21 protein-coding genes and 3 tRNA genes are annotated in these 26,319 nt (G+C 37.4%); 13 read left to right on the top strand and 11 right to left on the bottom strand.

Features of this window, described 5'->3' with window-relative positions; genetic code table 11:
* Positions 1-63 precede the first annotated feature (63 nt).
* The 3 genes from BM327_RS00530 to BM327_RS00520 form a co-directional block, all read right to left on the bottom strand.
* A complete protein-coding gene (locus BM327_RS00530) occupies positions 64-1,353 on the bottom strand; it encodes a sialidase family protein (protein WP_090245083.1) in 1,290 nt (429 codons plus the stop codon).
* Positions 1,354-1,362: 9 nt separating this feature from the next.
* Positions 1,363-3,147 (bottom strand): M61 family metallopeptidase, encoded by a 1,785-nt coding sequence (locus BM327_RS00525; RefSeq protein WP_090245079.1) that lies wholly within the window; start codon positions 3,145-3,147, stop codon positions 1,363-1,365.
* Between the two features lie 62 nt (positions 3,148-3,209).
* Positions 3,210-3,866 (bottom strand): hypothetical protein, encoded by a 657-nt coding sequence (locus BM327_RS00520; protein ID WP_170853626.1) that lies wholly within the window; start codon positions 3,864-3,866, stop codon positions 3,210-3,212.
* Positions 3,867-4,245: 379 nt separating this feature from the next.
* Here BM327_RS00520 and BM327_RS00515 point away from each other — a divergent pair, with 379 nt between their 5' ends.
* Positions 4,246-5,097, top strand: a complete 852-nt coding sequence (locus BM327_RS00515) for a Cbp1 family collagen-binding glycoprotein adhesin (RefSeq protein WP_090245074.1) — start codon at positions 4,246-4,248, stop codon at positions 5,095-5,097.
* A gap of 463 nt (positions 5,098-5,560) precedes the next feature.
* On the opposite strand, the gene BM327_RS00510 is transcribed toward BM327_RS00515, so the two are convergent.
* The gene (locus BM327_RS00510) at positions 5,561-6,427 is read right to left on the bottom strand and encodes a bestrophin family protein (RefSeq protein WP_090245067.1); all 867 of its coding nucleotides are present in this window, start codon (positions 6,425-6,427) and stop codon (positions 5,561-5,563) included.
* Between the two features lie 183 nt (positions 6,428-6,610).
* On the opposite strand from BM327_RS00510, the gene BM327_RS00505 reads away from it, so the two are divergent.
* The 5 genes from BM327_RS00505 (at position 6,611) to BM327_RS00485 (ending at position 9,924) form a co-directional block, all read left to right on the top strand.
* A tRNA-Ser gene (locus BM327_RS00505) sits at positions 6,611-6,697 on the top strand.
* Positions 6,698-6,855: 158 nt separating this feature from the next.
* A tRNA-Pro gene (locus BM327_RS00500) sits at positions 6,856-6,930 on the top strand.
* A gap of 201 nt (positions 6,931-7,131) precedes the next feature.
* A tRNA-Arg gene (locus BM327_RS00495) sits at positions 7,132-7,205 on the top strand.
* 138 nt (positions 7,206-7,343) lie between these two features.
* On the top strand, positions 7,344-9,209 hold the full coding sequence (locus BM327_RS00490) for a histidine kinase (RefSeq protein ID WP_090245064.1): 1,866 nt from the start codon (positions 7,344-7,346) through the stop codon (positions 9,207-9,209).
* Position 9,210: 1 nt separating this feature from the next.
* Complete coding sequence (locus BM327_RS00485; RefSeq protein WP_090245061.1) at positions 9,211-9,924, top strand: LytR/AlgR family response regulator transcription factor; 714 nt, start codon at positions 9,211-9,213, stop codon at positions 9,922-9,924.
* Positions 9,925-10,296: 372 nt separating this feature from the next.
* On the opposite strand, the gene BM327_RS00480 is transcribed toward BM327_RS00485, so the two are convergent.
* Positions 10,297-11,166 (bottom strand): M90 family metallopeptidase, encoded by an 870-nt coding sequence (locus tag BM327_RS00480; protein WP_090245057.1) that lies wholly within the window; start codon positions 11,164-11,166, stop codon positions 10,297-10,299.
* 116 nt (positions 11,167-11,282) lie between these two features.
* On the opposite strand from BM327_RS00480, the gene BM327_RS00475 reads away from it, so the two are divergent.
* A complete protein-coding gene (locus BM327_RS00475) occupies positions 11,283-12,965 on the top strand; it encodes a LamG-like jellyroll fold domain-containing protein (RefSeq protein WP_090245054.1) in 1,683 nt (560 codons plus the stop codon).
* Positions 12,966-13,050: 85 nt separating this feature from the next.
* On the opposite strand, the gene BM327_RS00470 is transcribed toward BM327_RS00475, so the two are convergent.
* From BM327_RS00470 to BM327_RS00460, 3 genes are read right to left on the bottom strand one after another with little or no spacing between them, the layout of a single operon-like run.
* Positions 13,051-14,295, bottom strand: a complete 1,245-nt coding sequence (locus BM327_RS00470) for a M16 family metallopeptidase (RefSeq protein ID WP_090245051.1) — start codon at positions 14,293-14,295, stop codon at positions 13,051-13,053.
* A complete protein-coding gene (pdxH, locus tag BM327_RS00465; protein WP_090245048.1) occupies positions 14,296-14,946 on the bottom strand; it encodes a pyridoxamine 5'-phosphate oxidase in 651 nt (216 codons plus the stop codon).
* A gap of 1 nt (position 14,947) precedes the next feature.
* Entirely contained in the window at positions 14,948-15,532 is a 585-nt protein-coding gene (locus BM327_RS00460) for a DUF4494 domain-containing protein (RefSeq protein ID WP_090245044.1), read from the bottom strand.
* A 291-nt stretch (positions 15,533-15,823) separates the two neighbouring features.
* On the opposite strand from BM327_RS00460, the gene BM327_RS00455 reads away from it, so the two are divergent.
* Together BM327_RS00455 and BM327_RS00450 are read left to right on the top strand one after the other, a co-directional pair.
* Positions 15,824-16,204: a GxxExxY protein gene (locus BM327_RS00455; protein ID WP_090245040.1), complete on the top strand. Its 381-nt coding sequence runs from the start codon at positions 15,824-15,826 to the stop codon at positions 16,202-16,204.
* 451 nt (positions 16,205-16,655) lie between these two features.
* Complete coding sequence (locus BM327_RS00450) at positions 16,656-17,324, top strand: T9SS type A sorting domain-containing protein (protein ID WP_090245035.1); 669 nt, start codon at positions 16,656-16,658, stop codon at positions 17,322-17,324.
* Positions 17,325-17,578: 254 nt separating this feature from the next.
* Here BM327_RS00450 and BM327_RS15755 read toward each other — a convergent pair whose 3' ends face one another.
* Positions 17,579-18,004: a DUF4419 domain-containing protein gene (locus BM327_RS15755; protein WP_139230186.1), complete on the bottom strand. Its 426-nt coding sequence runs from the start codon at positions 18,002-18,004 to the stop codon at positions 17,579-17,581.
* 393 nt (positions 18,005-18,397) lie between these two features.
* Between BM327_RS15755 and rpsO the strand changes: the two genes are divergently transcribed.
* Both rpsO and BM327_RS00430 read left to right on the top strand, forming a co-directional pair.
* Positions 18,398-18,667 (top strand): 30S ribosomal protein S15, encoded by a 270-nt coding sequence (gene rpsO / locus BM327_RS00435; RefSeq protein ID WP_090245022.1) that lies wholly within the window; start codon positions 18,398-18,400, stop codon positions 18,665-18,667.
* Between the two features lie 146 nt (positions 18,668-18,813).
* Positions 18,814-20,967 (top strand): polyribonucleotide nucleotidyltransferase, encoded by a 2,154-nt coding sequence (locus BM327_RS00430; RefSeq protein WP_090245018.1) that lies wholly within the window; start codon positions 18,814-18,816, stop codon positions 20,965-20,967.
* Between the two features lie 87 nt (positions 20,968-21,054).
* On the opposite strand, the gene BM327_RS00425 is transcribed toward BM327_RS00430, so the two are convergent.
* Positions 21,055-22,713 carry a T9SS type A sorting domain-containing protein gene (locus BM327_RS00425; protein ID WP_090245013.1) on the bottom strand — a complete coding sequence of 553 codons (1,659 nt, stop codon included), beginning with the start codon at positions 22,711-22,713 and terminating at the stop codon, positions 21,055-21,057.
* A gap of 301 nt (positions 22,714-23,014) precedes the next feature.
* Here BM327_RS00425 and BM327_RS00420 point away from each other — a divergent pair, with 301 nt between their 5' ends.
* Entirely contained in the window at positions 23,015-23,464 is a 450-nt protein-coding gene (locus BM327_RS00420; RefSeq protein ID WP_139230185.1) for a hypothetical protein, read from the top strand.
* Between the two features lie 11 nt (positions 23,465-23,475).
* Complete coding sequence (locus BM327_RS00415; RefSeq protein WP_090245005.1) at positions 23,476-25,503, top strand: T9SS type B sorting domain-containing protein; 2,028 nt, start codon at positions 23,476-23,478, stop codon at positions 25,501-25,503.
* Between the two features lie 578 nt (positions 25,504-26,081).
* Here BM327_RS00415 and rpmH read toward each other — a convergent pair.
* Entirely contained in the window at positions 26,082-26,243 is a 162-nt protein-coding gene (gene rpmH / locus BM327_RS00410) for a 50S ribosomal protein L34 (RefSeq protein ID WP_090245000.1), read from the bottom strand.
* Positions 26,244-26,319 lie beyond the last annotated feature (76 nt).

Raw genomic sequence — 26,319 nt, 5'->3', positions numbered from 1 at the left:
CCTCTTCTATACTGTTTGGACGGCAAAGGTCTGAAATCCATACAGCTTTTTATGTATCCTAGGTTACTTATTTATTTTATCCAGTTCTTTCTGTTTCATTAAGGCTACCCAGAGACTAATTTCATTGTTGTCCATGCGCGACCAAATGGGACGTATAATTCCGTCATAGACAGCGATATTGGTGTAATCTCCAAAAAACACTTTATCATCTGGAGTAAAAGAAGATGAACTGATTTTGTAATCTGTAAAACTTTGGGCACCATCTTTACTCACGCTCAAGTAAACATCCGTTGCATTTCCTTTTGTTGCCCTCCTATCGTAATAGACCACATACAAATACCCAGAAATAGGATCTATGCTTAACCACGTAAAAAACTGATGACGCTTACTCTCATCCTGGTTTACTTTAATTGGAGCACTCCAGGTTTCTCCTCCATCTGTAGATTTAGAAATCCAAATATCTGTATCCTCTGTACCGTTGCGCTGATCGGCCCAATTGAGGTACAACTCTCCATTTACAGGATTACACCTTAAAATTGGCAAACCGTTGGCGCGGTATATTCCTGGAATTGAAAGGGTCCACCCTTCTACCTGCTGCGCCACATCAATTTCTTTCTCGAGCCAAGTTTCTCCACCATCTGTAGACTTGGTAAAGACCAATCCATTGGGTCCCGTCCATGCCACATAAATGGTTCCATCTGGACCCACCGCTGGCACAGCGCCTTCTACGGTATTGTCATCATCCAAACAATCTCCACCTCTTTTAGAGATACGCTTGGGGGTCGACCACGACTGTCCCTGGTCTGTAGATTTAGCAAACATGATTTGGGAACTGTCCTCTGGATTTTCAGAATGATAGGCATCAAATTGTGTCCATGTAAGGTACAACTCACCATTTAAGGGATGCTCTGCCACCCAATGTTTGTCTTGCACCTTCTCTCCCACTGGTGTTGTAAAAGATTCTTCATTAAAATCACCTGTTATCGTATTGGTGCTTTGACAAACAATACGATCGAGGTGGTGTCCAAAAGTTTTCGGACTTGCCAGGTGAAAATAATAATACCTTCCCTTTTGATCTATGTGCATTACAGGATCTCCATTCACTCCATATTTAGAGCGCAGAGTTTGGGCTTTCCATTTCTTACCTCCATTGGTTGAATAATAATAATCATCCATCACGGTACCGGCTATCATTTCCTTAGGTTTTAAAGGATTGATGGCTATACTAGGTTCCACTTGCGCATAGGAATAGGTCGCACTATCTGGCTTTGGTATTTGCACTGCTTTAAATTGTTGACCAAAACCAAAAAAAGGGATACTTAAACATATCCCTCTAAAAAATAAATTCATCATACTTTTTAATTATTGTAATCTCAACCAGTATCTCGCTAATGAGTTTTCCGCTGGATCTAATACAAACTCGTATCTGTCTTGTTTGTGCTCTCCCATTTTTGCTTCTAATACGCGTAAAACATCATCACGCGAAACAATCAAGGTAAAGCTATCTCCAGGAGCCATTGTTTCTAAGAAAGAAGAAAACTTAGCAGCATCCATACGGTAACCATTAATAGAAAGAATTTCATCATTCACACTCAAACCTGCATCTTCTGCAGCAGAATTCGCTCTGATTCTTCTTACCATTAACTTCCCATCTTGCTCACTAACTGATGAACCGAAGGATGGTGTTGTAGTACTTGCATCTTTTACTTCCAAACCTATTTTCGATAAGTAAGTGTTGTAAGGAATCGTTTCAACTCCATAAACGAAGTCTCTGAAGAAGGTATTCAAATTCATATCTAAGAAATCCTCTAACTCGGCTTGGAATTCGTCTTCACTAAACCCTCTGTTCAATTTCTTGTAGAACTTGTTGTAGAGCACTTGCATGAAATCGTCTAAAGATTTCTCTCCTTCATATTTATCAATGATCATTGCATCAATCACCAAGGCCAATAAATTACCTTTCGAGTAGTACGAAATCGTAGTATTGGCAGAGTTTTCATTTGGTCTGTACGACTTGATCCAAGCATCAAAAGAAGCGTGTGCTACAGGCTGAACTTTGTTCCCTTCAGATCCTTCAACATAATTCAAGGTTCTTTTTAATCTACTCAAGTATTGCTGTTCTGAGTAAAATCCAGCTCTACGCAAGATCAATTCATCGTAGTAAGAAGTGAAACCTTCCATCACCCATAATAAAGAAGTGTAGTTTTCTTCATTGTAATTGAACGGTCCCAATGCCTCAGGACGGATACGCTTCACATTCCAAAGGTGGAAATACTCGTGTGCTACTAAAGAAAGGAAACCTAGGTAAGCTCCTCCATCGTAGGTCCAGCGGTTTACATTTAAAGTTGTAGAGTTGGTATGCTCTAATCCACCGCCACCATTTAAGGTATTGTGAATGATAAACCAGTACTCTTTATTTGGGTTTTCACCAAAAATAGAAGTCGCACTTTCAACGATTTTGGCCATGTCGACCTTTAGTTTTTCAACATCGTAGTTTCCTTCTCCATAGATGGCAACATTATGCTTTACGCCAGCTGCATCAAAAGAAAACTCTTCTTGGTTCCCTATTTCAATGGGACAATCTGCGAGATGATCGTAATTCGTATATGTAAAACGTTGCGTGTTGTTATCATTGGCTACGCCATCTCCAGCTTTAGGAAGAGCTGTGGTGATTTTCTTGAAATCTTTATAAGGTGTAATCGTCAATTCTCCACCGAGGTCTTTATAACCTTTCGGGTACATAAAAACACTTGTCCCGTTAAGGTACCCATGTGTTAAATCAAGAAAACTAGTACGAACCGAAAGTTCAAAGGCGTATACCTCGTAGTTCACGGTAACATCATCTTTCTTGTTTTTTTCAATACGCCAAGTATTTTTAGAAGTTTTGTACACTTCCAAGGCTTCCCCTTTTTGGTTTTTCGCTTTAACGAGGTTTACGTTTTTAGGAAACTCGCGGGCAAGGTAAGAACCTGGCGCCCAAATCGGCATTTGAATATCTATGTAATCTTTTGAAAAATCTTGCAAATTCATCTCTACCTTGAAGTAGTGATTTTGCGGTTTTGGCATACTTAAATTATAGCTTACTTCTTGCGCCCAAAGAGAGAGGGAAGCAAGGGTGATGCAAGCTGTAGAAAGAAGTTTTCTCATACTGTTGTTTGAATTTTTCTCAAAGATAAAATTTTATTTAGATGCTTTTGAGCCCCTAAAAATCATCCAAACGCTGAGTGTACTGAATTTTGCCGAAACTCAAAATTTAGTCGCTCAAAAAACAAAATCAATTTCGATTTTTCAGCATACCTATGGTTATACTTAAAACAATATTCATCCAACTTACCTTGTAGATGAAAACGTGAAAAATCGTGATGAATTCCATCCAAAACCTTCAGGAAATTTGCTTTTATTTTTATCATCCAATCCTCTTTTAAGGTGAGGTGACGACAGGCATGATCTTGCGAAAAACAACTTCTACTATGTTTTAATAATTTTGGAAAGCGATAGCTACAATCACACCTTAATTTATGCCTAAGATCGAGTTCTATTTTTTCCAAATCCATGGGAAGCACTAACCTTATTTTATCCCTAGTTCTTCTTTTCGACAACTTGATGAAAACTTCAAGTTTATCGGGTAAGTTTGGAAAGTGATCGAAAACTTCGGGCGCGTCTAAGAAAGCGTGACATTCCTGTACTTCCCGGAAATTTATTTCTCCTATTTCCTGCTGAATCTTTCGAATCATGTGGAAAACTGTTTCATACCTAGTTTGCTGAGAAAGCCGCAGAATCTCCTTTATGGAACATGCTTTTTTTGTGTCTAAAACCAGGTGTAAAATCTCCATCCATTCCGAAAAACTTTTATTACTATCTCGCATGAAGGATATGGATTTTAAAGACACTTTTTTTGAACATTTCTCACATCTCCAGCCCACAAAACTATCGTACCATTTCAACTTTTTAAAGCCGCATTTTGAACAAGTTTCAACAGATTTTTGATAAAAAGGTTTTAAGAATTCCACACATTTCATCTCGTCGAAAAAAGTGGAATAAAAGGTTAAATTATTCATAACTCATTTGTTTAGGTTGATTGACAATAAGTTACAACTATTTTACGATCCACACAACACTTCGGAAAGATTGCGGACACTCAGCATTTCTTGATAATTATCCTTCTCAAAAAACTTTCTCCCCCTCCCCCTCCCCCCATTCCATATAATTAATTAGCTTTGTTAACCACACTCTAAAACGTTTACGATGAACAAATATATCCTCGGATTTTGTGCCCTTTCTTTAGTGGCTTGTACAAATGACAACGATGTTCAAGAGGCTGCGCTAAACAGTCAAAATGCTGAAAATATTCAATTGCAACGCCAGGTTGAGCAACTCAAATTGGAACTTAGCAACAAAGACTCCCTCATCAACGAGTCAATTGCGTTTTTCAACGAAATCCAAGATAACCTTGCCTCAATTAGTGTGAAAAAAGACGATATTCAAATCAAGAGTAGCGATCCAGAATTGGGAGAAGATGGTAGAAAGGAAATTCTACAACAAATTCAAAACATTAACTTCTTACGTGAGCAAAATGCGCGTAAAGTCAGACAACTTCAAGGTAAATTGAAGTCGAGCAACATGCGTATTGAAGAGTTACAGTCTATGGTAGACCGACTCGTTTTACAAATCAAAGCCAAAGACGAGCAAATCGAAAGCTTGCAAAATCAATTGGCAGATTTGGACGTGCAGTATTCTGAATTGTTCGACCAGTACCAAGAGCAAGTAGATTTAAACTTGGAAACCATGATGGAGCTAAACACCGTTTACTATGCCATGGGTTCTGTTGAGGAATTGGTAGAAAACAATGTAATTGTGAAGGAAGGTGGATTTATCGGTATCGGTAAAAAGACGGATTTGAGTGCGGACATGAACGAGAATTACTTTACAAAGGGAGATAAAACGAAAATCAAAGAAATAACGGTAGGTGGAAAAGAACCTAAATTCATCACCGATCACCCCTCTGATTCTTACAAGTGGGAAGGCGGAAAATTGATCATCACCGATGCGCAGAAATTCTGGAAAATCTCAAAATACTTGGTAATTGAAATCAAATAATATCAATTGCAAACACATATTAAATACCTCTTCTTTTTGGAAGGGGTATTTTTTTTGGCTGCTCGGGCGCGTCATCCGTTAAAGTCAAACTCCTGGCCAACCTCCACCACTAAAGCTAGCATGCGCTTCCGCTGGTCGCAATGCCAACTTAACTGGTGCATGCTTTTCCAGTAGCACGCCTGCCACTTCTACCGCTAGCAGTATTCAATGCCATCATTAATCATTAAATGATGAAACTTAAAATAATACCTTATATAAAGTATTTAGATACGAAAACTCTTGAACTGAATAAAAATCCAATAGGGGTAGCAGTGGTAGTAGGTATAGCTGTTACCTAGAGGCTGTTGGGTGTGCTGGGCGACTAACAGAAGCCCAAACGCCGTTACAACCCCTTGGTAAGAGCTGTAGCTACTAGGAACGAATAACCCGACCCCTCCCCAAGTTACTTGGGAAGGGGATTGGCCTAATAAAACAACTCCTTTACATTCTGCTGTATCTTCAAGGATAATTCTGAAGTAGGCAAATCGTTGTCATCCCGGCCAAAAGGATCTTCTATTTCTTCGGCCAAAACCTCCATGCTTACCAAAATATAAAAGACCAAAGTAGCGATGATGGCCGTATAATAACCAAAGAACTCTAACAGCGCCAACGGCAATGACGCCGTGTATAAAAAGATAAACTTCTTGATAAATATACTGTATGAATAAGGGATAGGGGTGTTTTTGATGCGCTCGCAAGCACCTATATTATTAAGGAAATTGTTGAGGGTATGTTCTACAGTGATATAATTTTCTTCGCTCAGTCGCCCTTCCTGTACCAAACGTCTTACTTGGGCATACATCATTTTTACCAACTGCGAGGGAACATGTTCTCTATCTGCCAAGTTTACTTTTTCTTGGTCAGTTAAAAGTAATTCCTCCATCCTAACACCCTCTCGCAAATGATCGCGCATGGCAAACACATAATTCGAAATCATACGGTTGAAAAAGTCGCGCTCATCGTCTTTTAAGTCGAGCACACTTAACTTAGCAGCAAGATTTCGGGCATCATTGACCATTTCACCCCATTTTTTTCTTCCTTCCCACCACCTATCATAGGCGGTATTGGTTCTAAAAACCAACAAAAGAGAAATCACAAAACCTATAATGGAGTAGATGGTCAACAAATTTTCTAACATTACCGACCCTGGAAAATAAGTTGCCGCCACATAACATAGCGTTAACGTAAACACGAAAAAATAAATTAACTCCTTCCACAAGATAGAAAGTGTATCACTTTTATGTATTCCCAGTACGAGTTTGAGCCAATTTTTAGGGTTGTATTTTATCATCTAGTGTGTTTTTAACGACCACTAATATAGAAACAAGCACGAAGAAAGAGACCATCTAAAATCTTAAAAAGCTAAGGAACAGCCACCTATATTTTCAATCCATTTTTTTTTGAAAAAAAAGCACGATTTTCTTTTGAGGAACCAATTGAATTCATAATTTTGCGGCCAGTTCTTTAACACAACGGTGAGATGGGTGAGTGGCTGAAACCACCAGTTTGCTAAACTGACGTACGAGCAATCGTACCGCGGGTTCGAATCCCGCTCTCACCGCAAAAAAAAATTAAAATTATTTCAATTTTAATTGCGGATTAAAAAAAGTTGATTATCTTTGCAACCGCAATCAGGGAATGGTTAACGAATCTAACCCTTGCAATTGAAAGATAAAGACTTGAAATAACAAAAGATTAATAGGAATTATCTCCATTAATCGGGGTGTAGCGTAGCCCGGTCATCGCGCCTGCTTTGGGAGCAGGAGGTCGCAGGTTCGAATCCTGCCACCCCGACAAAGGGGATGAGAAATCATCCCCTTTTTTTTATGGATTTATCGTCCTATTATGAGTATATTGTAACTCAATAAATAATACAATGAGTAGGTCGCGTAGCTCAGCTGGAGACGCATTCCGATTTCAATCGGAACGGTCAAAGTTCGAATCCTTGCACGATCACAACAGAGGAATTGTAACTCTTTAAACACACAATCATTAGGTCGCGTAGCTCAGCTGGATAGAGCATCTGCCTTCTAAGCAGACGGTCAAAGGTTCGAATCCTTTCGCGATCACAAGTAAGGCTTCCACTAGGAAGCCTTTTTTGTTTTCGGTAGTTCACCCCACCCCGCTTCCCTTTCATCCACTTTTAGCCTACCAAATTAAACATCTAGTTAATTTTCATATTTTTGTTGCTTTACAACTACTTCACAATGACGGCTTACGCGCATACTTTTCTGCGACCTCTACTTTTGGCGCTTCTATTGTGCTGTTCTTTTAAAGGGATAGGACAAGAGAATTACTTTATTAAAGCTGACAGTTTAGAAAAAGCTGGATTACACAATGCCTTCCTAAAGGAATTGTATTCCTTAGAACAAGAAGATCAAATTAAGTCAGACCCAAAAAGTCACTTAAAACTCTACGTGAAACTAATGGAATACTATCGTTTGATAGAATTCAATCAAGATTCCGTTATCAAATATTACAAGATAGGAAATCAACTTGCGCTGGATTACCATAACCAAGAATACCTCTACAATTTTGATTTTATGTGGGGTACCTTCTTAATGAACACGGGTAATTACAAAGATGGCTTGCTAATCTTCCAAAAAATATGTCCGGTAGTAGAACAAAAGAATTACCCCTACCTCCCCCACCTTTATGATTCTTATGCCCGACTATTTTACATACTAAAAGACTACGATAAAGCCTACAATTATTTAAAGAAAGAAGCTACCATCTTCAAAAAACTAGGAAACTTAGCCAATACCTCTGCCACCTATAACAACATTGGAGTACTTTATATATCTCAAAATATTCTAGATTCAGCCCTTGTATATCATGAATTGGCTCAAAAAATTAATTTTCAACTAAACGACAGTATAAACATTGTTCGTTCCTATAACAATATTGGTAGGGCTTTTTATAAATCCGACCAATTCGATAAAGCAGATAGTATATTTCAACTGGCCTTACGCTATGATCCAAAGCGATTAAATGCTGGACTATTGGTTAATTATGCCAATTTATTAATCGACCAAAACGAATTTGAAGAAGCTGAACAGTTTTTACTTAATGCCATAGATAGAAACCCTATTAAGCACACACAAAAATCAGCCATTGCTGAATTAATACGTGTAAAAAAGGGACAAAAAAATTACAGGGAGGCACTGCAGTACAGCGAGGAATTGCGCTTGCTCTCAGAAGAATTATTAGATGAAACTAAAATAAAGGAACTAGAACGCCTCACCGTTGAGTATGAAACCACCCAAAAGGAGCAAGAAATTTCTAACCTTCAAGAACTCACCAAAAACCAGCAGGCCTTGTTGTCTAAAAACAGATTACTTGTTATTGTTTCTGCAGCTTTAATGGTCCTGATAGGTTTATTACTTGTGCTTTATTTTAAAAACAAAAATTTCCAAACGAAGGTGGAAAAAATGACCATGGAGCAAAAACTCCTTCATTCAAAGATGAATCCACATTTCATATTTAATTCCTTATCAAATATACAAGCCAACATTCTTCAAGATCAAAAAGAGGTTGCGGTGAAATACCTTGTAAAATTCTCCAAACTTTTACGCTATAATTTAGAACAATCAAAACAAGACAATGCCGTTTTAGGAGACGAACTCAAAAGCATCAAAGATTATTTAGACATGCAAAACCTACGTTTAAATGGCGCTTTAGTCTACACTATTAATGTGGAGGAGGAAGTTGAAAACGATGGAGACATCTATATTCCCGGTATGATGATACAACCCATCGTAGAAAATGCATTGGAACATGGTTTAGAAGGTGTAGAAAATCCCTATATTCAAATCGATATTGAAGATAAGGACGACCATCTAAAAATTTGCGTAATGGACAATGGAGTAGGTTTTTCTCAAACCCAAAACAAAAAGAATCCTAATAAAACTTCACACGCAAGTAATATATTAAAACGTAGGTTGGAAATACTTTCGAAAAAATTGAACCTTGAGCTCTTTTACCACATAGAAGATAATTTAGATAAAAACAATAGGATAATAGGAACCATTGCAACCCTAGCAATTCCTATTACCACTCCGCAACACTACTGAGATGAGAACGATAATAATAGATGACGAAAAACAAATTCGAGAAGGAATAAAAATATTGGTCAATACCATACCCAACCTAGAGGTTGTAGGGGAAGCTGACAACATTGTTGATGGCGAAAAATTGATCAATGAATTAAAGCCAGAATTGGTACTCCTTGACATACAACTTAAACAAGATACCGGTTTTCAACTTCTGGATAAAATAGAACATAAAAACTTCCATTTAATCTTTATCACGGCTTACAATGAATACGCTATAAAAGCCTTTAAATACAACGCGTTCGACTATCTGTTAAAACCTATAGATCCAGAAGAACTTACTTTAACTGTACAGCGCTTAAGAGAACAGAAAAACATACAAGCAGAACAACTCATTGAGGCTTCTAAAAAGAATGAAGACTTAAAAAGACTTGTTGTTAAAACTACCGAGCAAATCTATGTACTCCCCTTGGATGAAATCATTCGATGTGAAGCAGATCTTGGTTACACACACTTCTATATGAAAAGCGGGAAACGCATTTTGAGCTCCAAGACTTTAAAGGAATACAACTCTTTACTTCCAGAAGATACTTTTATTCGAATTCACCAATCTCACTTGGTGAATGTAAACTACATCACCAGCTATAATAAAAAAGGAGTAGTACATCTTTCGAACAATGAAGAGGTACCAGTTTCTGTGCGTAAAAGAAGCTTGGTTTCTGAATTATTAAAATAAAAGCATATAAATAGAAAGGTGATTCAGGTGTGATATTCAACCTCATTTAAAGAAAAGTGATGAGAGCTTAAACTGCCTTTTATTTACAATTCCCTATTGCATAAAAAAGAAATGATACAACCCATTACGAGTTGTATCATTAACTTGATGTTTAAAACACCTACTACTGGTTTACTTGTAAAAAGGCTGGTTAAAAAGCCCTTTCCGCTATGTGATGGTACAAAGATGCGAAGACTTTTAACACCAAATTCATCGGTTTAATATTCGTAAGTTAACATTCAATATTTGTTGCAAACAAAAAAAGGCCCCTCTAAAACGGGACCTTTTTTGAACTTTAACCTCTTGAATCTAGTAGTTTACATCGTCCTTCTATTACTTTCCATGAAAAACACCTTCGAGAACAGCAAATAATTCTGGATGTTTACGCGCCATTAGCTTTGGTCTTTCTTTATAATATTCAGTAATCACTGCAAAAAACTCAGCGGCATTTGTTGCGCCATAAGGATTGATGTCTGATTTACCCTTTTGAATTTTTAAAATTTCCCTTTGTGCCAGAACAACCCATTTCTCCCTAATTTCTTTGGTCATCATAAAAGGTAAGCCATCTATACTTCCATCTTCTTTGTCTAATAAATGAGCAAACTCATGTACACCCACATTTTTCTTGTCACTATCATTATTAAATCCAAGTTTCAAGGCACTCAAAGACAAACTCATAGTGCTATCCATCAATCCTCCATCATACACTTGACCTTGTATAGTATGGGTCTGTCCTACCTCAAAATCTTTATTAAAATTATCCGGATAAACCAACACCTCACTTAACTCTCCGTAATTCCAATATGGCAATCCCCAAAAAGCAATAATCGCGGCACTAGCTACGTAAAAGGCAGTTGATTTTTCTGCGTGTTCTTTCCCTATTTCCGTTACCCTTATCTCTGCTAAAAACAAACCAATCCTATGCTCAAAGACTTTCTTTTGTTCCGCTTTTAAATTCTTATAAAAAGGAATATGTTCATTCAACCAATACCTATCATTTGTATTAATTTCATAACGCCTAATTCTAGCTTTACTCTTTTCCTTTTGTTGTGAAATCAATATCCAAATAAAAAAGGCGCTAAGGACTAAAAACACGCCCATAGACATCATATATGGCGTATCCACATAGCTTATTATACACCATATAGCAGTTATTAATAAAATTAACTCTAATAAGTACTTTTTTATAAAACGAACAGTCATCACTCCTTCAATTACTTACACCTATGTTTACTAAATGTTTACCCCTTAACAATCAGTTAAAATCTAAAATATAGCTAATATGTAAGGAAATACAATAAAACACTAAAACTAATACTATGCGCAAAAAAATGTACAAGGTTTTGACATTTTTCAGTCTTACCTTTTCCCTAATCACGACCTCCTATGCTCAACAAAACGCCTTTAACTTTGATGGATCTAACGATTATGCCTCTGGAAGTTTTTCAGGAGCACCTGCAGGAAATTCCCAACGTACCGTTGAAGCTTGGATTAAAACAACGGCTACTGCCAATGGAAGTCAAAAAGTAATAGTTGATTGGGGAAACATGACCAATGGTCAACGTTTTACCTTAAACCTACTTTGGAGTAATTCCTTAAGAATCGAAATTGGTGGAAGTGGTATTTCAGGTACTACCCCTGTTAATGATGGACAATGGCACCACGTTGCTGCAACTCACAACCCGTCTGCGAGTCCAACAACAAAACTTTACATTGATGGAAATTTAGAAACAAGTGGTAACTTTTCTGTAACTCTAAACACTCCTGTTTCTCCAACAATGTACATTGGTAAAAGAAACGATAACACAGGTTACTTTGACGGTGATATAGATGAAGTTAGAATTTGGAATGTTGAACGTACATCCAGCGAAATTCAAAGCAATATGTCTTCTGAGTTTTGTACAGCCCCAGCGAACTTAGTTGCTTATTTTAATTTTAACCACGGAACAGCAAATGGTTCTAATGCCGGATTCAATTCCTTTATTGATTTTTCAGGAAATGGAAACAACCTTACTCAGTCTGGTGCATCTATGAACGGAACATCTTCTAACTATATTACAGGTATAAACGTACCTTATCAAATGTCGGCTTCTTTCGACAGTGATTACACGTGTGGGTCATACTTCTGGCAAGCCACAAATCAAACGCTAAGTGGAATAGGTAACTACAGTGCAACAATTACCTCTTCTACGGGTTGTGACTCAATAATAAATATGTTTTTAAGTTCTGGTTTAAACTTCTTTGGAGAAACAATTGATACCTGTGCAGCTTCTTATACTTGGCCGGTAAATGGAACGACTTACACTACTCCAGGTACCTACCAAGAAACATATACGAACATTCACGGATGTGATTCAATCAGACAGTTAAACCTTAGTATAGGACAAAACAATACAACTACACAAACCGTAACCTCTTGTGGAGATTATTTATGGAACATAGATGGAAACACCTACAACACTACAGGAATTTATGTTGCTAATCTTACCAATCAGTCAGGATGTGATTCTTCTGTTACTTTAGACTTAACGATTGCAACTATAGACAATACAGTTACAGATAATGGAGACCTTAGCTTAACAGCAAATGCTACAGGAGCAATTTTCCAATGGATAGATTGCGCTACAAACACACCTATTTCTGGAGAAACAAACGCCAACTTTACAGTAACTCAAAATGGAGAATACGCTGTAGTTGTGAGTAATGGAACATGTACAGATACCTCTGCATGTATTACCATAGATTATGTTGGAACGGATGATTTTAACACGCATCCTTTTGCCTTCTACCCTAACCCTGCACAAAATGAACTGCATGTCATCTTCGAAAATGGCGCGGAAAAAACTATTGAAATCATAAACGCGGCAGGACAAACTGTCTACACACAAGAAACAAAGACTTTGAACAACACCCTTAACATAGAGGGGCTACCAAAAGGAGTGTACATCCTCCAAATTAGTTCTGATGAGGCTGTAAGTTCTCAACGTTTTATCAAAAACTAAACCCTACAAAAAAGGCTGCAGAGATGCAGCCTTTTTTATTTAAATATTTAATGATTTAAAAATTTAAAGATTCGATCCATTGGATTTAATCTTTTCCGTTTTGCTCAAAAATCAAAGTTGAGATTTGATCAGCAGCAAAGAACTTCTGCGCTAACGCTCTAATTTCTTCTGCTGTTATTCTATCTAGTTCGTCGTAGATATCATCTAATGTATCTATCTGATCAAAAATTAAAAGGCTCTTACCGAGTCCTAACATCATACCTGAGTTAGAATCCATACTTAAAGCTAAGTGACCTTTAAATTGCTCTTTGCCTTTTTTCAACTGTCCTTCCGTCAACAATACTTCCGTAAAACGTTTCAACTCTTTTAAAATAAGTTTCTCCGTTTTCTTCATGTATTTTGGATCGGTTCCTGCATAGATAGACCAAAAACCTATCTCTTGATAAGGTGTATAATTGGCCTCTATATTATAGGTATAACCATATTTTTCACGTACAGACAAGTTTAATCTAGAATTCAATGCTGGTCCGCCCAACATATTCACCAATAAACTCATTACGCGTCGCTCATCATCATTATACCCTGGAGCCAAACCTCCCAATAAGATATGCGATTGATAATTGGCTTCTTTCAAAACCTTTCTAAAAGGCTTATAATCATCAAACCCTTTCGGGTGTTGCTTTTCTTTTTTAGAAGTAATGTGTCCAAAGTCCTTTTCCAGAACCTTTTCCAATTGCTTCACACTCGATTGTCCTACATAAGAAATCACCATATTGTCTGGGTAGAAGAACTTCTCTGTGTAACGCAACAAATCGTCTTTATGAAAACTGCGCACAGATTCTTCGGTCCCTAAAATATTGTTTCCCAGTGGGTGCTCTCCAAACAAGTAATTTTCAAAATCATCAAAAATTTTATCGCTTGGACTATCCATATAGGCATTCAATTCATCCAAGACTACTTCCTTTTCCTTTTCTATTTCCTTTTCAGGAAAAACAGAATGAAAAGTAATGTCAGACAAAAGTTCTGAAGTACGCTTCAAATGCTCAAATGAGAAAGATCCGTAAATACAGATTTCTTCTTTGGCTGTGTAAGCATTCAATTCTCCCCCTACAGAATCGAGGCGAGAGAGAATATGGTAGGTTTTTCGCTTCTGTGTTCCTTTAAAAATACAGTGCTCTAAAAAGTGCGCTAAACCAACTTCATGATCATCTTCAAATCTAGATCCACCCAATACGGTAACTCCCAAGTGCGCCACTTGTTTGTCTGTATGTAGGTAAACCACACGCATTCCATTCGAAAGCGTAAAAATCGTTGGTTCGTCTTGAATCATTTATGGATTTTTCCTAAACACTTCCCAATTGTGAGAAGCATCTTTTTTGTAACAAATTCTATCGTGTAATCTACTGGCTCTTCCCTGCCAAAACTCGAAACGCTCTGGTTTAATCAAATATCCACCCCAGTGCTCTGGTCGTGGAACTTCATTGGGAAATTTCGCTTCGTATTCGGCCGTTCTATCCTCCAAAGTTTGTCTACTATCGAGTTCTTCACTTTGGTGAGAGGCCCAAGCACCTATCTTACTTCCTCGTGGACGAGAATTAAAATACGCATCACTTATCGCTGCATCTGCCTTTTCACAAGTTCCTTCAAAACGTATCTGACGTTCTAAACCGTGCCAAAACAACAAACCTGCAACCACACCTGTTTCTGCGATTTCTCTTCCTTTTTGAGAATTGTAATTGGTGTAAAAAATAAAACCTTCTTCGGTAATGTCTTTCAAGTAAAGAATGCGCGAACTTGGCTTTCCTTCTTTGTTTACCGTTGTAAGATGCAAGGCATTGGCTTCGGGCTGCTCACTTTTAAAAGCGTGCTCGTACCATTCCTTAAATAAATCAAAAGGGTTGCTGGGCACATTATCGCCCAACTCCCCTTTATCAAAATCTTTATGTTCGTTCTTTATTTTAGAAATAAAGTCTATACCCATTTTACTCGCTTTCGTCAGTAAATGTACTTTCTTCTACCGTTTCTTCAACTTCATCTTCGTCATCTCCAGAAGCTGTAAATACTGGAGGGTTTCTAGACTCATTGTATTCTTCCTTCTCCTCGTCTGTCATTTCTCTTCTATCCAACTCTCTGTCTAAATCAGGGTTGAATGGGAAGATGTCAATGATAGGTGAAATAGCAATCGCTGGAATTTCAAAACTCACCAACATAGATTCTAAACTTTCCTCTATTCTTTCGTAAGCTTCTTTTGCATTAGCAGCCGTTACCAAGAAGTTGTTCGATACCTTTTTCTCTTTCCCAGAATCTGCATCTACAGAAACGTAAGTTACCTTACACTTGTACCAGTAATCTGCGTCCTCGTAGTGGAAAATGTCTGCGTAATCCGTTTTAGAAATTCCGGTTACCAAAAACTCCCCACGAATTTGCTCTCCTAACTCTTCGTAAATTCTTGCTTCAGCATCTGTAAAAGATACCGCATCTAACAAATAAGGTTCAGTAACGCGCTTTAACGTTCCATCCTCCATTTGCTTTGTATATTTAACCTTTACGGTGTACCAACTGTTCATAAATCAAAATTTCTTAGAAGCACAAATGTAAGCATTCAACTTCAAAATGTTAACGGTATTTTAAGAGAAAGTGAGAAGAGATTTGAGAAGGTAGTTTAGAGGACGAGTTTGGAGTATTAATGAGAGGATTACTATATTATGACTTAGTAATTATCAATGAATTATTTTAACCACAAAGGGAAACAAAGCTTTTCACTAAGGGCACAAAGATATCTCATCGTAAATCATGAACCTTCTTTTATTTTAAATATCTATAAATTAACCTTATCTTAAGTTACAAAACCTAACCTCATGAATGAAAATCAACTCGCAAAGACTGTAATTGGATGTGCCATAACCGTTCATAACGCACTCGGTCCAGGGCTTCTTGAGTCGGCCTATAAAGAATGCCTGTACTTCACTTTATCAGAAAAAGGACTATATACAGAAAAAGAAAAACCTATACCCCTGGTCTATAAAGAAGTCCACTTAAACTGTGGCTACAGAATAGATTTACTTGTCGAAAACAAACTCGTTATAGAAATAAAAAGTGTTGAATCTTTAAATGATATTCATCTTGCACAAACGCTCACGTATTTAAAACTGGGTAATTTCAAACTCGGCTTACTCATCAACTTCAACAATGTCCTTCTAAAACATGGTATTAAACGAGTCATAAATGGCTCACTTTAATCCTTTGTGCCCTTTGTGTAAAACCATAGTGTTCTCCGTGGTTAAAACCACATAATTCTATATGTAGAAACACATTTCTTCTTTCCAAATTTCCCCACCCTGCGGGATGTGTAAACCAGGCTATACGCTATACAAACTACCCTACTCAGCTATTACACGAAAGCTTACCACGGCTCTCGCTGTCGCCCCGGCAAGCCAAGTTCATCACGCCAGTAGTGCAGCCTGTGCCGCTGCTATCCTTTTTGGGGAAAATTTATCTGAGTCCTTTTTAAAACTTAAGAATTCTTATTTCATTAACACGAGTAATACAATCTCCCTACCTCTCTAAAAACCAAACATTTTGACTTCCAAATATCTACTCATTTCAATTGCCGTTAATAATTATTGTTTTAAGTTTGTACAACTAACCTTCAAATCATCCAATGTGCTTTGAAGAACAAAACATAAGCATATGAAAACTTTAAAAAACATCATCACAGCAGTAGCATTATTAATCTCAACTTTGAGTATGGCGCATCCTAACTCATTGCACTTCGGTCAAGACACCGACACGAACATTACAATCACAGAAGGTGAATCATTTATGATGGGGGATTGGTTAATAGAAGCTACTGAAGGAGACGTTGATATTGCTATCAGAACATGGGGGGTTAATCTAACAAAAACTCAATTGGGAGCATTTGTAATGACTTATAAAGGAGATTCATTAGAAGGTATCAATATCAACTTGAATGATATCGAAATGTATGATGATGATAATGATTACGTAGTTGGGTATTACTCAGAAATCAACAACGATGGGGAATTCACAATGATATTTGATAATAGTAGTGTAGTTTATAGATTATCTTACATTGATTTTGGCGAAAATAGTTATTTAACAACAGAAGACGAAACAATTGAAGATATTTTCAATATTACTTTAACTAATTTCAATATACAAATTACAAGCAATAGCTTTGAAGACTACACATACGCTGTATACTCAATGAATGGTCAAATAATTGAGACCAATACAGTTAACCAAAATATTACGGTTGATATGAATGGGAGAAATGGAATCTTCGTTGTAGTGATTATCAAAGGGAATGAAAAAACCTCGAAAAAAATCTATTCATAATTGAATAAAGTTAAATTCCATTTTGAAAATTGTTTTAATATTCATATCATTAATAACCGTATAATTATTAAAGAAATGTCATTTAAAAAGTTTATAGATTTTTGTACAGAAGGTAATCTTTTGGAAGCCAAAAAGCTTAATATTACTCCCACAGATAAAGTTATATCTGATGCTCTTAAAAATGCCTCCTACAATGGACATCTTGAGGTCGTTAAATATCTTATGGAATTTAATTACAATTATACAGGAATAGGTCAGGCACTTATAAATGCCAGAGCTAAAAAACATTTTGACATTGTTAAGTTCTTAGAAAAAATGAAAGGTTTCATTTCATAATTATCTATTTCCCTTATACTATTCACTCCCTGAAGTATACATAACCAAAAAGCTTCAGGTGTTAAAACAAAAGGTCTATGCTCAGCATAAGCCTTATGCAAGGCTCCAAGAAAAGAATGCTGTATACCTTGCCTTATATAATTATTCCCAATTAAACCTTCTGATGCATAAATAATCTGTTCCCCAACCTTCGAGAGCAAACAAGAATCTGCAGGATAAACCGGCAATGGAATAGAAGATGATTCAACTTTATCCACTTCAAAAACGGTTGCGTCAGACAAATCCGTTTGAGAAAAGCTCGAAAAAACGAATAGACTAAAGGTTATTGCGAAAATTGATTTCATAATTTAAATATATATTACTAATGCTATCTTTTTGAACTTTGATTTTTGAATTCATTGAAAAGGTACAAAGCACAGCAAAACAAACAAATCAGAATTTTATCGCTGCAATTCATGGCTTTGTACCTTTGGTTATACCCCTTAAATGCACCCTTCCTAGAAAAGTAACACTTCCGCGCGAATTCATCGCGTGGGAAACTGTTACTTTTGCCCCGCGCTATCGCACGATTTTAATCGTGTGATATATATTATTTTTATATATTCCTTTGAACCAAAGCTTCTACTCCCTATCTTTTATCAAAAGAAAACTCCCTAAAAAAACCTCAATCAAAAAAATAAACTATCTTTGCCCCACGCATTTAGGCGTATACATAAAAATCATTAAACAATATTGGAATGTATTTAGCACCAGAAAAAAAACAAGAGATTTTCGCAAAACACGGAAAATCAGGAGCAGACACAGGTTCTGCAGAGGGACAAATCGCTTTGTTCACTTACAGAATTAGTCACTTAACTGGACACTTGAAAAAGAACCGTAAGGATTACGCTACTCAACGTGCTCTTCAGTTATTAGTTGGTAAAAGAAGAAGTCTTTTAGATTACTTAAAGAAAAAAGACATCGCTCGTTACCGTGCTATTGTTAAGGAATTAGGATTAAGAAGATAATTCTACAAAGTTTTCTTATTTTTAGAAAACAAAATGTATTAAGAGGGGGCAATCGATTCAGTTCGACTGCCCTTTTTTTATAAAAAATCTAACACTTTAACAGGTGTTAGTCGCAGTGTAACTGTGTGAATATGTAATACATAGATATGAATATAGGAATAAAAAAGACCATCACTACAGGTGGAAAAGAGATTTCCATCGAGACAGGAAAGTTAGCCAAGCAGGCTGATGGATCAGTAGTGTTACGAATGGGAGATACAATGTTGCTTGCAACAGTTGTATCGGCTAAAGAAGCAAAAGAAGGAGTTGATTTCCTTCCTTTGACTGTTGATTACAGAGAAAAATTTGCAGCTGCAGGTAAAATACCTGGAGGATTTTTAAGACGTGAGGCGCGTCCTACAGACAGCGAGGTTTTAATCATGCGTTTGGTTGACCGTGCATTGCGTCCATTGTTCCCAGAAGATTACCATGCAGATACGCAATTGATGATACAATTGATTTCTTACGATGGTATTCACCAACCAGATGCATTGGCAGGTTTTGCTGCTTCTGCTTGTTTGGCTGTATCTGACATTCCTTTCAACGGACCAATGTCTGAAGTAAGAGTAGCGCGAGTTGAAGGTGAATACATCATCAACCCTACGAAAGAGGAAATGGAAAAAGCTGACATGGACATTATGTTAGCCGGTACGCAGAAAGACATCGTGATGTTAGAGGGTGAAATGCAAGAAGCCTCTGAAGAAGACATGATAGAAGTGATCAAATTAGGTCACGAAGCAATTAAAGAACAATGTGCATTCCAGTTGGAATTAGCTGCAGAAGTTCCTGCTTCATCTCCAAAAAGAGAATACTCTCATGAAACACACGACGAAGCATTAGAGAAACGTATCCACGAAATGGCTTACGACAAATGTGCTGATGTTGCGCGTCAAGGATTAGCTGACAAAGCAAAAAGAGCGGAGTTATTCGGAGCAATCAAAGAAGAAATCACAGCTCAATTCACAGAAGAAGAGCAAGAAGAATACGGAGCTTTAATTGGAGTTTACTTCAAGAAAGCAATGAAAGAAGCGGTACGTTACGTTATCTTAAAAGAGCGTATCCGTTTAGATGGACGTAAGTTCGAAGAAATCAGACCTATCTGGTGTGAGGTAGATTACTTACCAATGACTCACGGTTCTGCTATTTTTACAAGAGGTGAAACACAATCATTAACTACTTTAACTTTAGGTGGTAAATTAGATGAGCAGTTATTAGATGGAGCTACGTTCAGAGGTACTGAAAACTTCATGTTACACTACAACTTCCCTCCATTCTCAACTGGAGAAGCTCGTCCAATTAGAGGAGTATCTCGTAGAGAAATTGGTCACGGTAACTTAGCATTTAGAGCTATTAAGCCTATGCTACCAGAAGACAACCCATACACGATTCGTTTAGTATCTGAGATCTTGGAATCTAACGGTTCTTCATCTATGGCTACAGTTTGTGCTTCAACCTTAGCGTTGATGGACGGAGGTATCCAAATGAAGGCACCAGTTTCTGGTATCGCAATGGGATTGATCATCAACAAAGAAGGAGATTTCGCAGTATTATCTGATATCTTAGGAGACGAAGATCACTTAGGTGACATGGACTTCAAAGTAACAGGTACTGCTAAGGGAATCACTGCTTGTCAGATGGATATTAAAGTAGACGGTTTACCATACGAGGTATTAACACAAGCGTTAATGCAAGCGAAAGATGGACGTTTACACATCTTGAACAAATTATTAGAAACTATTCCAGCTCCAAATGCTGACTTGAAGAAGAATGCACCAAGAGTTGTTTCTTTCGAAGTACCTAACGATATGATTGGTGCTATCATCGGACCTGGAGGAAAAATCATCCAACAGATTCAGAAAGATTCTGGAGCTACAGTAACCATTGAAGAGATTGAAGAAACTGGAAACGGTAAAGTTCAAATCTTGGCAGAAGGAGCTGAAGCTATGGAAGCAGCAGAGAAAGCAGTTCGTTTAATTGCCTTCCCTCCACAAGTTGAAGAAGGAATGGAATACGAAGGAAAAGTTAAATCTGTTCAAGCATACGGATGTTTCGTAGAGATTTTACCAGGAACTGACGGGTTAATTCACGTATCTGAGTTCGCATGGGAAAGAATCGCGAAAATGGAAGACGTAGTAAAAGAAGGAGATTTATTGAAGTTTAAAGTGGTAGGAAAAGATCCTAAAACGAAAAAATGGAAATTATCTCGTAAGGTTTTATTACCGAAACCAGAGAAAAAAGAAGCTGAAAACAAAGAAGCTTAATATAGTAAAAGGGCGATCGAATGATCGCCCTTTTTTATTTAACCATTTAAGGATTTAAAAATTTAAGAAGATGTAGTAGCCAATCCTCTACTCAACAATAAGTCGTCTTGTAAATTTGTAATCTCCCTCATAAGTGAATTCTAAAAGATAAGTTGCAGGAGCTAATCCTTTAACATTTAAACTCGTTTCAGTAGAGCGCAACACTTCCCTACCATCAACTGCCAAAACAACTACCTCTATTAAGTTTGCGTTGGCTTCAAAATAAACTTCATCAGCCGTAGGGTTTGGATACATTTCAAATGCTATGAACTGCGCTTGATCTATCCCAACTGTTGTCACCGCAAAACATTCTGATGTATCAGAACAATATGGACCATCATTACCCACTGCCGCGTAACTTCCATTGGCTGTGGCTGTGAAACTAGTTCCCGTTCCCACCACATTACCTGTGGCACAATCTATCCAATCATAACTCACAGCTCCTTGTCCTTCTAGGGTAACATTGTCCGTACTTACGATGGTAACATCTAGTTCTGGATCTATCGTTAAGTCCAAGGTCACGATAGAATCACACCCATTACTCGCTCCCAAAGTTTGGGTATACGTACCTGAGGTGGTGTAAGTATTTCCATCCGACCAGGTAAAATCTCCACAACTACTAATGGTTTCTGAACCACTTGCATTGGGGGTAATATTTAAATCAATAGCTATCGTACTATCACAGCCTATAGCATTTTGAATAACCGCTACATAATTCCCGGACGATGTATATACTTGTCCGTCTGGTGCTGTATAATCGCCGCAAGAATTTACAGTGATATGAGAGCCTGAAGGTGTTCCAACGATAACCCACAAATCAATCACGCTGTCACAACCCACAGCATTGGGTATAGTAATCGTATAATTTCCCGAAGTCGTTAATATTTGACCATCTGGTGCTGTAAACGATCCTGTACAAGAAAACTCATACATCGTTGCGCTTGAATTTCCCTGCAATAGATTAATGTACAAAACACTATCACAACCTTGACTGTTCATTAAGGTATCCGTAACACTCCCAGGAGTTGTATAAATTTCATCTCCACTCGGAACAGTATAGGATCCCGAACCACATAAATATACATTTTGACCAGAGGCCGTTGCGCACACCTCATACACAGATACTTCATCCAACAAAAAACCATCGTTTCCGCCTCCAAAGTAGAAATTGTCATGCTGCTGCACCTTAATTACATAATTTGAATTAAAACTTAGGTTGTACAAAGCGTTTATACTATCCAAACTCCAATCGAAATGTGTGTACTGCAAATCTGTATACTGTGTCCCATTATAATGAAACACCTCCGTATAGGTGGTTCCTCCATCATCTGAAATATAAATTCCATCTTGGGGATGATCCTCTTCATTCCATTCACTTAAATAAAATGAAAAACGCAAACCAGATTCTCCTGCCAAATCTAAATGTAAGGCTGCATGTGTGGTTTCAAACAAACCTCCAACGGCATTATGTAAACCTAAAAAATGTGTACCTGTGTAGGCATCCGCAGAACTTCCACTCCACACATAAGTTCCACTTGTATAAATGGCCACTTCACAATTACTAGACTGTACATAGGTACTCCAACACCCATCCAGTCCATTCTCAAAACCTGTAAAATAAGGAATGGTTGTCGCTGTTTGTCCGAGGACTCCTCTACCAAAAAACAGCAAAATCAACATTAAAAAAAACGAGTAAAATCTTCTCATAACCAGTAGTTTAATTAGTTCTTACACAAGCTACTGATCTTTCATTAACTGACCAAAAAAAATTTTCTCACCCCCTTAAAAACGAATTTTATCGATTTCAGAAAGAGAAGAAATGAAATCTGAAGCTCTTTATTCCTTGTCTTGTTTTTGTCCGACACCATTTGACCAAAACATTTCAAATCGAAGCATATCTGTTTTAATTCTAAAATAAATTTCACAATTGTTATTTTTTTTTCATCTTAGTGCAACTTTTAAAAAACAAGCATAGTCTAGTACTATATAACATTAACACAGCAAAAACATGAAAAAGCTTCTTTTAGGTTTGACCTTTTTGTCAGCAATGCTGATTTCACAAGTGTCATTTGCCCAAAACCAAATCAACGACAGTGAGTTAACTACGGAGTTTGTTCAAATTGAAGAACAAGACGGCGTTAAGTTTTCTGTTGCTAAGCAAGAATGTATGGTCTTTGAAGGACAAAAACCTTTGGTTTACATTTTTGTTAAAATAGAAAACACTACAAACGTGGAAAAAACGGTTGACTTCGGTATCGCTTTAAGCTACGTAGAAGGATGTTCAGGATGTGACTACGACAGTGAATTTAAAACTACACTTACTATAGGTGCAGGAGAAACGATTACTGGAGATTGTAACTTCGAAACAAGAGGTACTTCTCGTATTGTAGCAAATCCTAACTTAGAAGGAGGATGGACATTCGAAGGTGTTCAAATCATGTTTATTGAAATTAAATAATAAGTACTACGATGAAAAAAGTATTATTATCACTCTTAGCCTCGGCAACTGCTGCTTTGGGATCTTTTGCTCAAAGTAACTATTGTTCGGCGGTTGTTTATCCAGATGACTCAACAGTTTGTATTGGAGATACAGTAGAAATATTTGCCTTTGCCAACTTGGTAAATGGTAACCAGGCCTTTAACTTTAACAACTCGGCTATGCCTCCAGCTTGGCAGGCAGCAGGAGGAACTAGTTTCTCTGAGCCTTGTGGACAAAGTTTAGATGCAACACCGTATTACTGGGCATCAACGGCATCAAGTGGTACAACACCAGGAATTACAACAGCTGGATTTGACGTATCTTGTGGTGGATTTATCATCTTTGATATGGTTTTCTCTATTCAGAGTCAGCCAGCTCCATGTGAAGGACCTGATGAAGGTGATGAGGGGGTTGAATTACAGTATTCTGTAAATGGTGGACCATTCCAACCAGTTTGTTACTTCTCCCCTTCTGGACAGATTTTACCACAAAACCCAAACACATCAGGAGGAGTTTTACCTCCGGGAAACATTACTCAGTTTACGTCTTGGGATACTTATACTATTCCAATTCCAATTAACGCATTGAGTACAAATACAAGATTTAGATGGATACAAGAACAATCTTCAAGTTCAGCGAATGACAACTGGGGGTTAGACAACATCATTATTAACGCAACAGGTGCTCCTTGTGGGGTTACAACAGATTTAGAATGGTGGTATGGAACAGGACCTTCATCTAACTTTAACACAGGTGCTTTAGGTAACGTTGTATCTTTTGAAGCAGTTATTACACAAGATTCTAATTTCGTAGTAGATGTGTACGATACCTTAGGTGTTTACCACTGTACTTCTGATACTATTTCTATCTACGTTCACCCAGATGCAATGACTTACAACTTGGTGGATACGGTTTACTCTGATTGTCCAACAACAAACCCAGAAGTATCTGTGACAAACTTTGCAAACGGAGTTGCTCCTTACAACGTATTCTGGCCTCAAGTTCCGTCTACAACGCAACCTACGGCTTTACCAACGGGAGGAAACACTTATGACACCCTATTGTACTATGTTGAAATTACAGATGGTTGTGGATACCAAAGGTATGACAGTACACTTTTAATTGTTCACCAGAACTTACAAGTTGACTCTATTCAAATCGGAAACACTTCAGGGTGTTCTCAAGATGGTTACGTTTCTGCATACTACAGTGGAGAAGTTGGAACAGAAGATTTGAACTGGTCTGGACCAGGACCTAACTCGCCAAATGGTATCGATGGATCAGCATGGGGTAACTTAGGACCAGGATGGTACTACTTTACGATAGAAGATGACGCTTGTAAAGCGACGGATAGTGCTTACATTGAAGCATTAAATGCACCTACAGCTGTAATTACACCAAACCAAACGGAAGGCTGTGTTCCTTTGGAGATTGTATTTACAAATGAATCTACAAATGCAGACATCGGATATACTTGGGATTTTGGAAATGGAAACTCTTACGATGTTTCTGACAACTCGGCACAAACAGAAACTTTCAATGCTTCAACTACAGTTACTTTGATTGCTCGTCAATCTGACAACTGTTCTGATACGGCAACGGTGGAAGTTACAGTATTACCTTGTGGTTGTACAGACCCTGCTGCATTAAACTACAGTGATTTAGCTGTAACTGATGATGGAAGCTGTATTTACCCTGAGCCAAATGCTACAATGCCAAACGTATTTACACCTGGAGATGATGGTAAGAACGAAATGTTTACTTTCATCACTGCTTCAAATTACTCTACAATTCGTTTAGTAATTACAAACAGATGGGGTAATGTTATGTATGATCATACAGAAGAATACGACGCTTCTTTATTACCATCTCAACAAACAATGCCAGCTTGGGACGGTACAAACAAAAGCGGTACTGATGCAGCAGAAGGAACTTACTTCTACTACTTCTACTTAGAAGGAACATCAGAAGACAAGAATGCAGAAGGTCAAGGTTTCTTACAGTTAGTGAGAAAATAAGACGACTAAACATAATTGGAAAAAGGCTTCTCTTCGGGGAGGCCTTTTTTTTGTTCAATGATTTGATTATTTGAAAAGCTACTTACTCTATTCAAACTTTAGGTATCTAGAAATCCAACTGTCTTGCTTCTATGAAAGTTCTGAGGCCTGAGGTTCGAGGAACAAGAAGTCTCGAAGGCCGAACATCATACAATTCAACAATTCAAAGATTTGAAGGATTTGAAGGATTTGAAAAATTCTTTAAATAATTCTTCTTCTAGGTATCTAGAAATCTAGCTGTCTAGTTTCCATCTAAGATCTGAGACCTGAGGTTCGAGGAACGAGAAGTCTCGAAGGCCGAACATTATATATTCAACAATTCAAGGATTCAACAATTCAAAGATTTGAAGGATTCAAGGATAGTTAACCATCTAAAAATCTATCGAGCTCTTAACTCCCCCTCTCAACTCCACTTCGTCAATTCTCCCTACTCTTGCTCCATACTTTCCTTCCGTTTATCCAAGAGATTCAACCCAAACTTATAGACATAAAAAAAGCCCGACGAATTCGTCGGGCTTGAATATTATAGATTGCTAAGATTATCTCTTCGCTAATTTGTTATCTGATACAGTAAGGCTTTTTCTACCTTTTCTTCTACGAGCAGCTAATACTTTACGACCATTTTTAGTCGCCATTCTGCTACGGAAACCGTGCTTGTTTCTTCTCTTTCTTTGTGACGGTTGGAACGTTCTTTTACTCATGACTTTCTATTATTAAGTATTTTTATTCTATATCTGTTTCCTCTGTTTCAGGGTTGCAAAGATATATAAATTTTCT

It is taken from the genome of Lishizhenia tianjinensis, from assembly GCF_900116425.1.
Taxonomy (GTDB): domain Bacteria; phylum Bacteroidota; class Bacteroidia; order Flavobacteriales_D; family Crocinitomicaceae; genus Lishizhenia; species Lishizhenia tianjinensis.
This window is presented reverse-complemented; position numbering and strand designations above follow the sequence as displayed.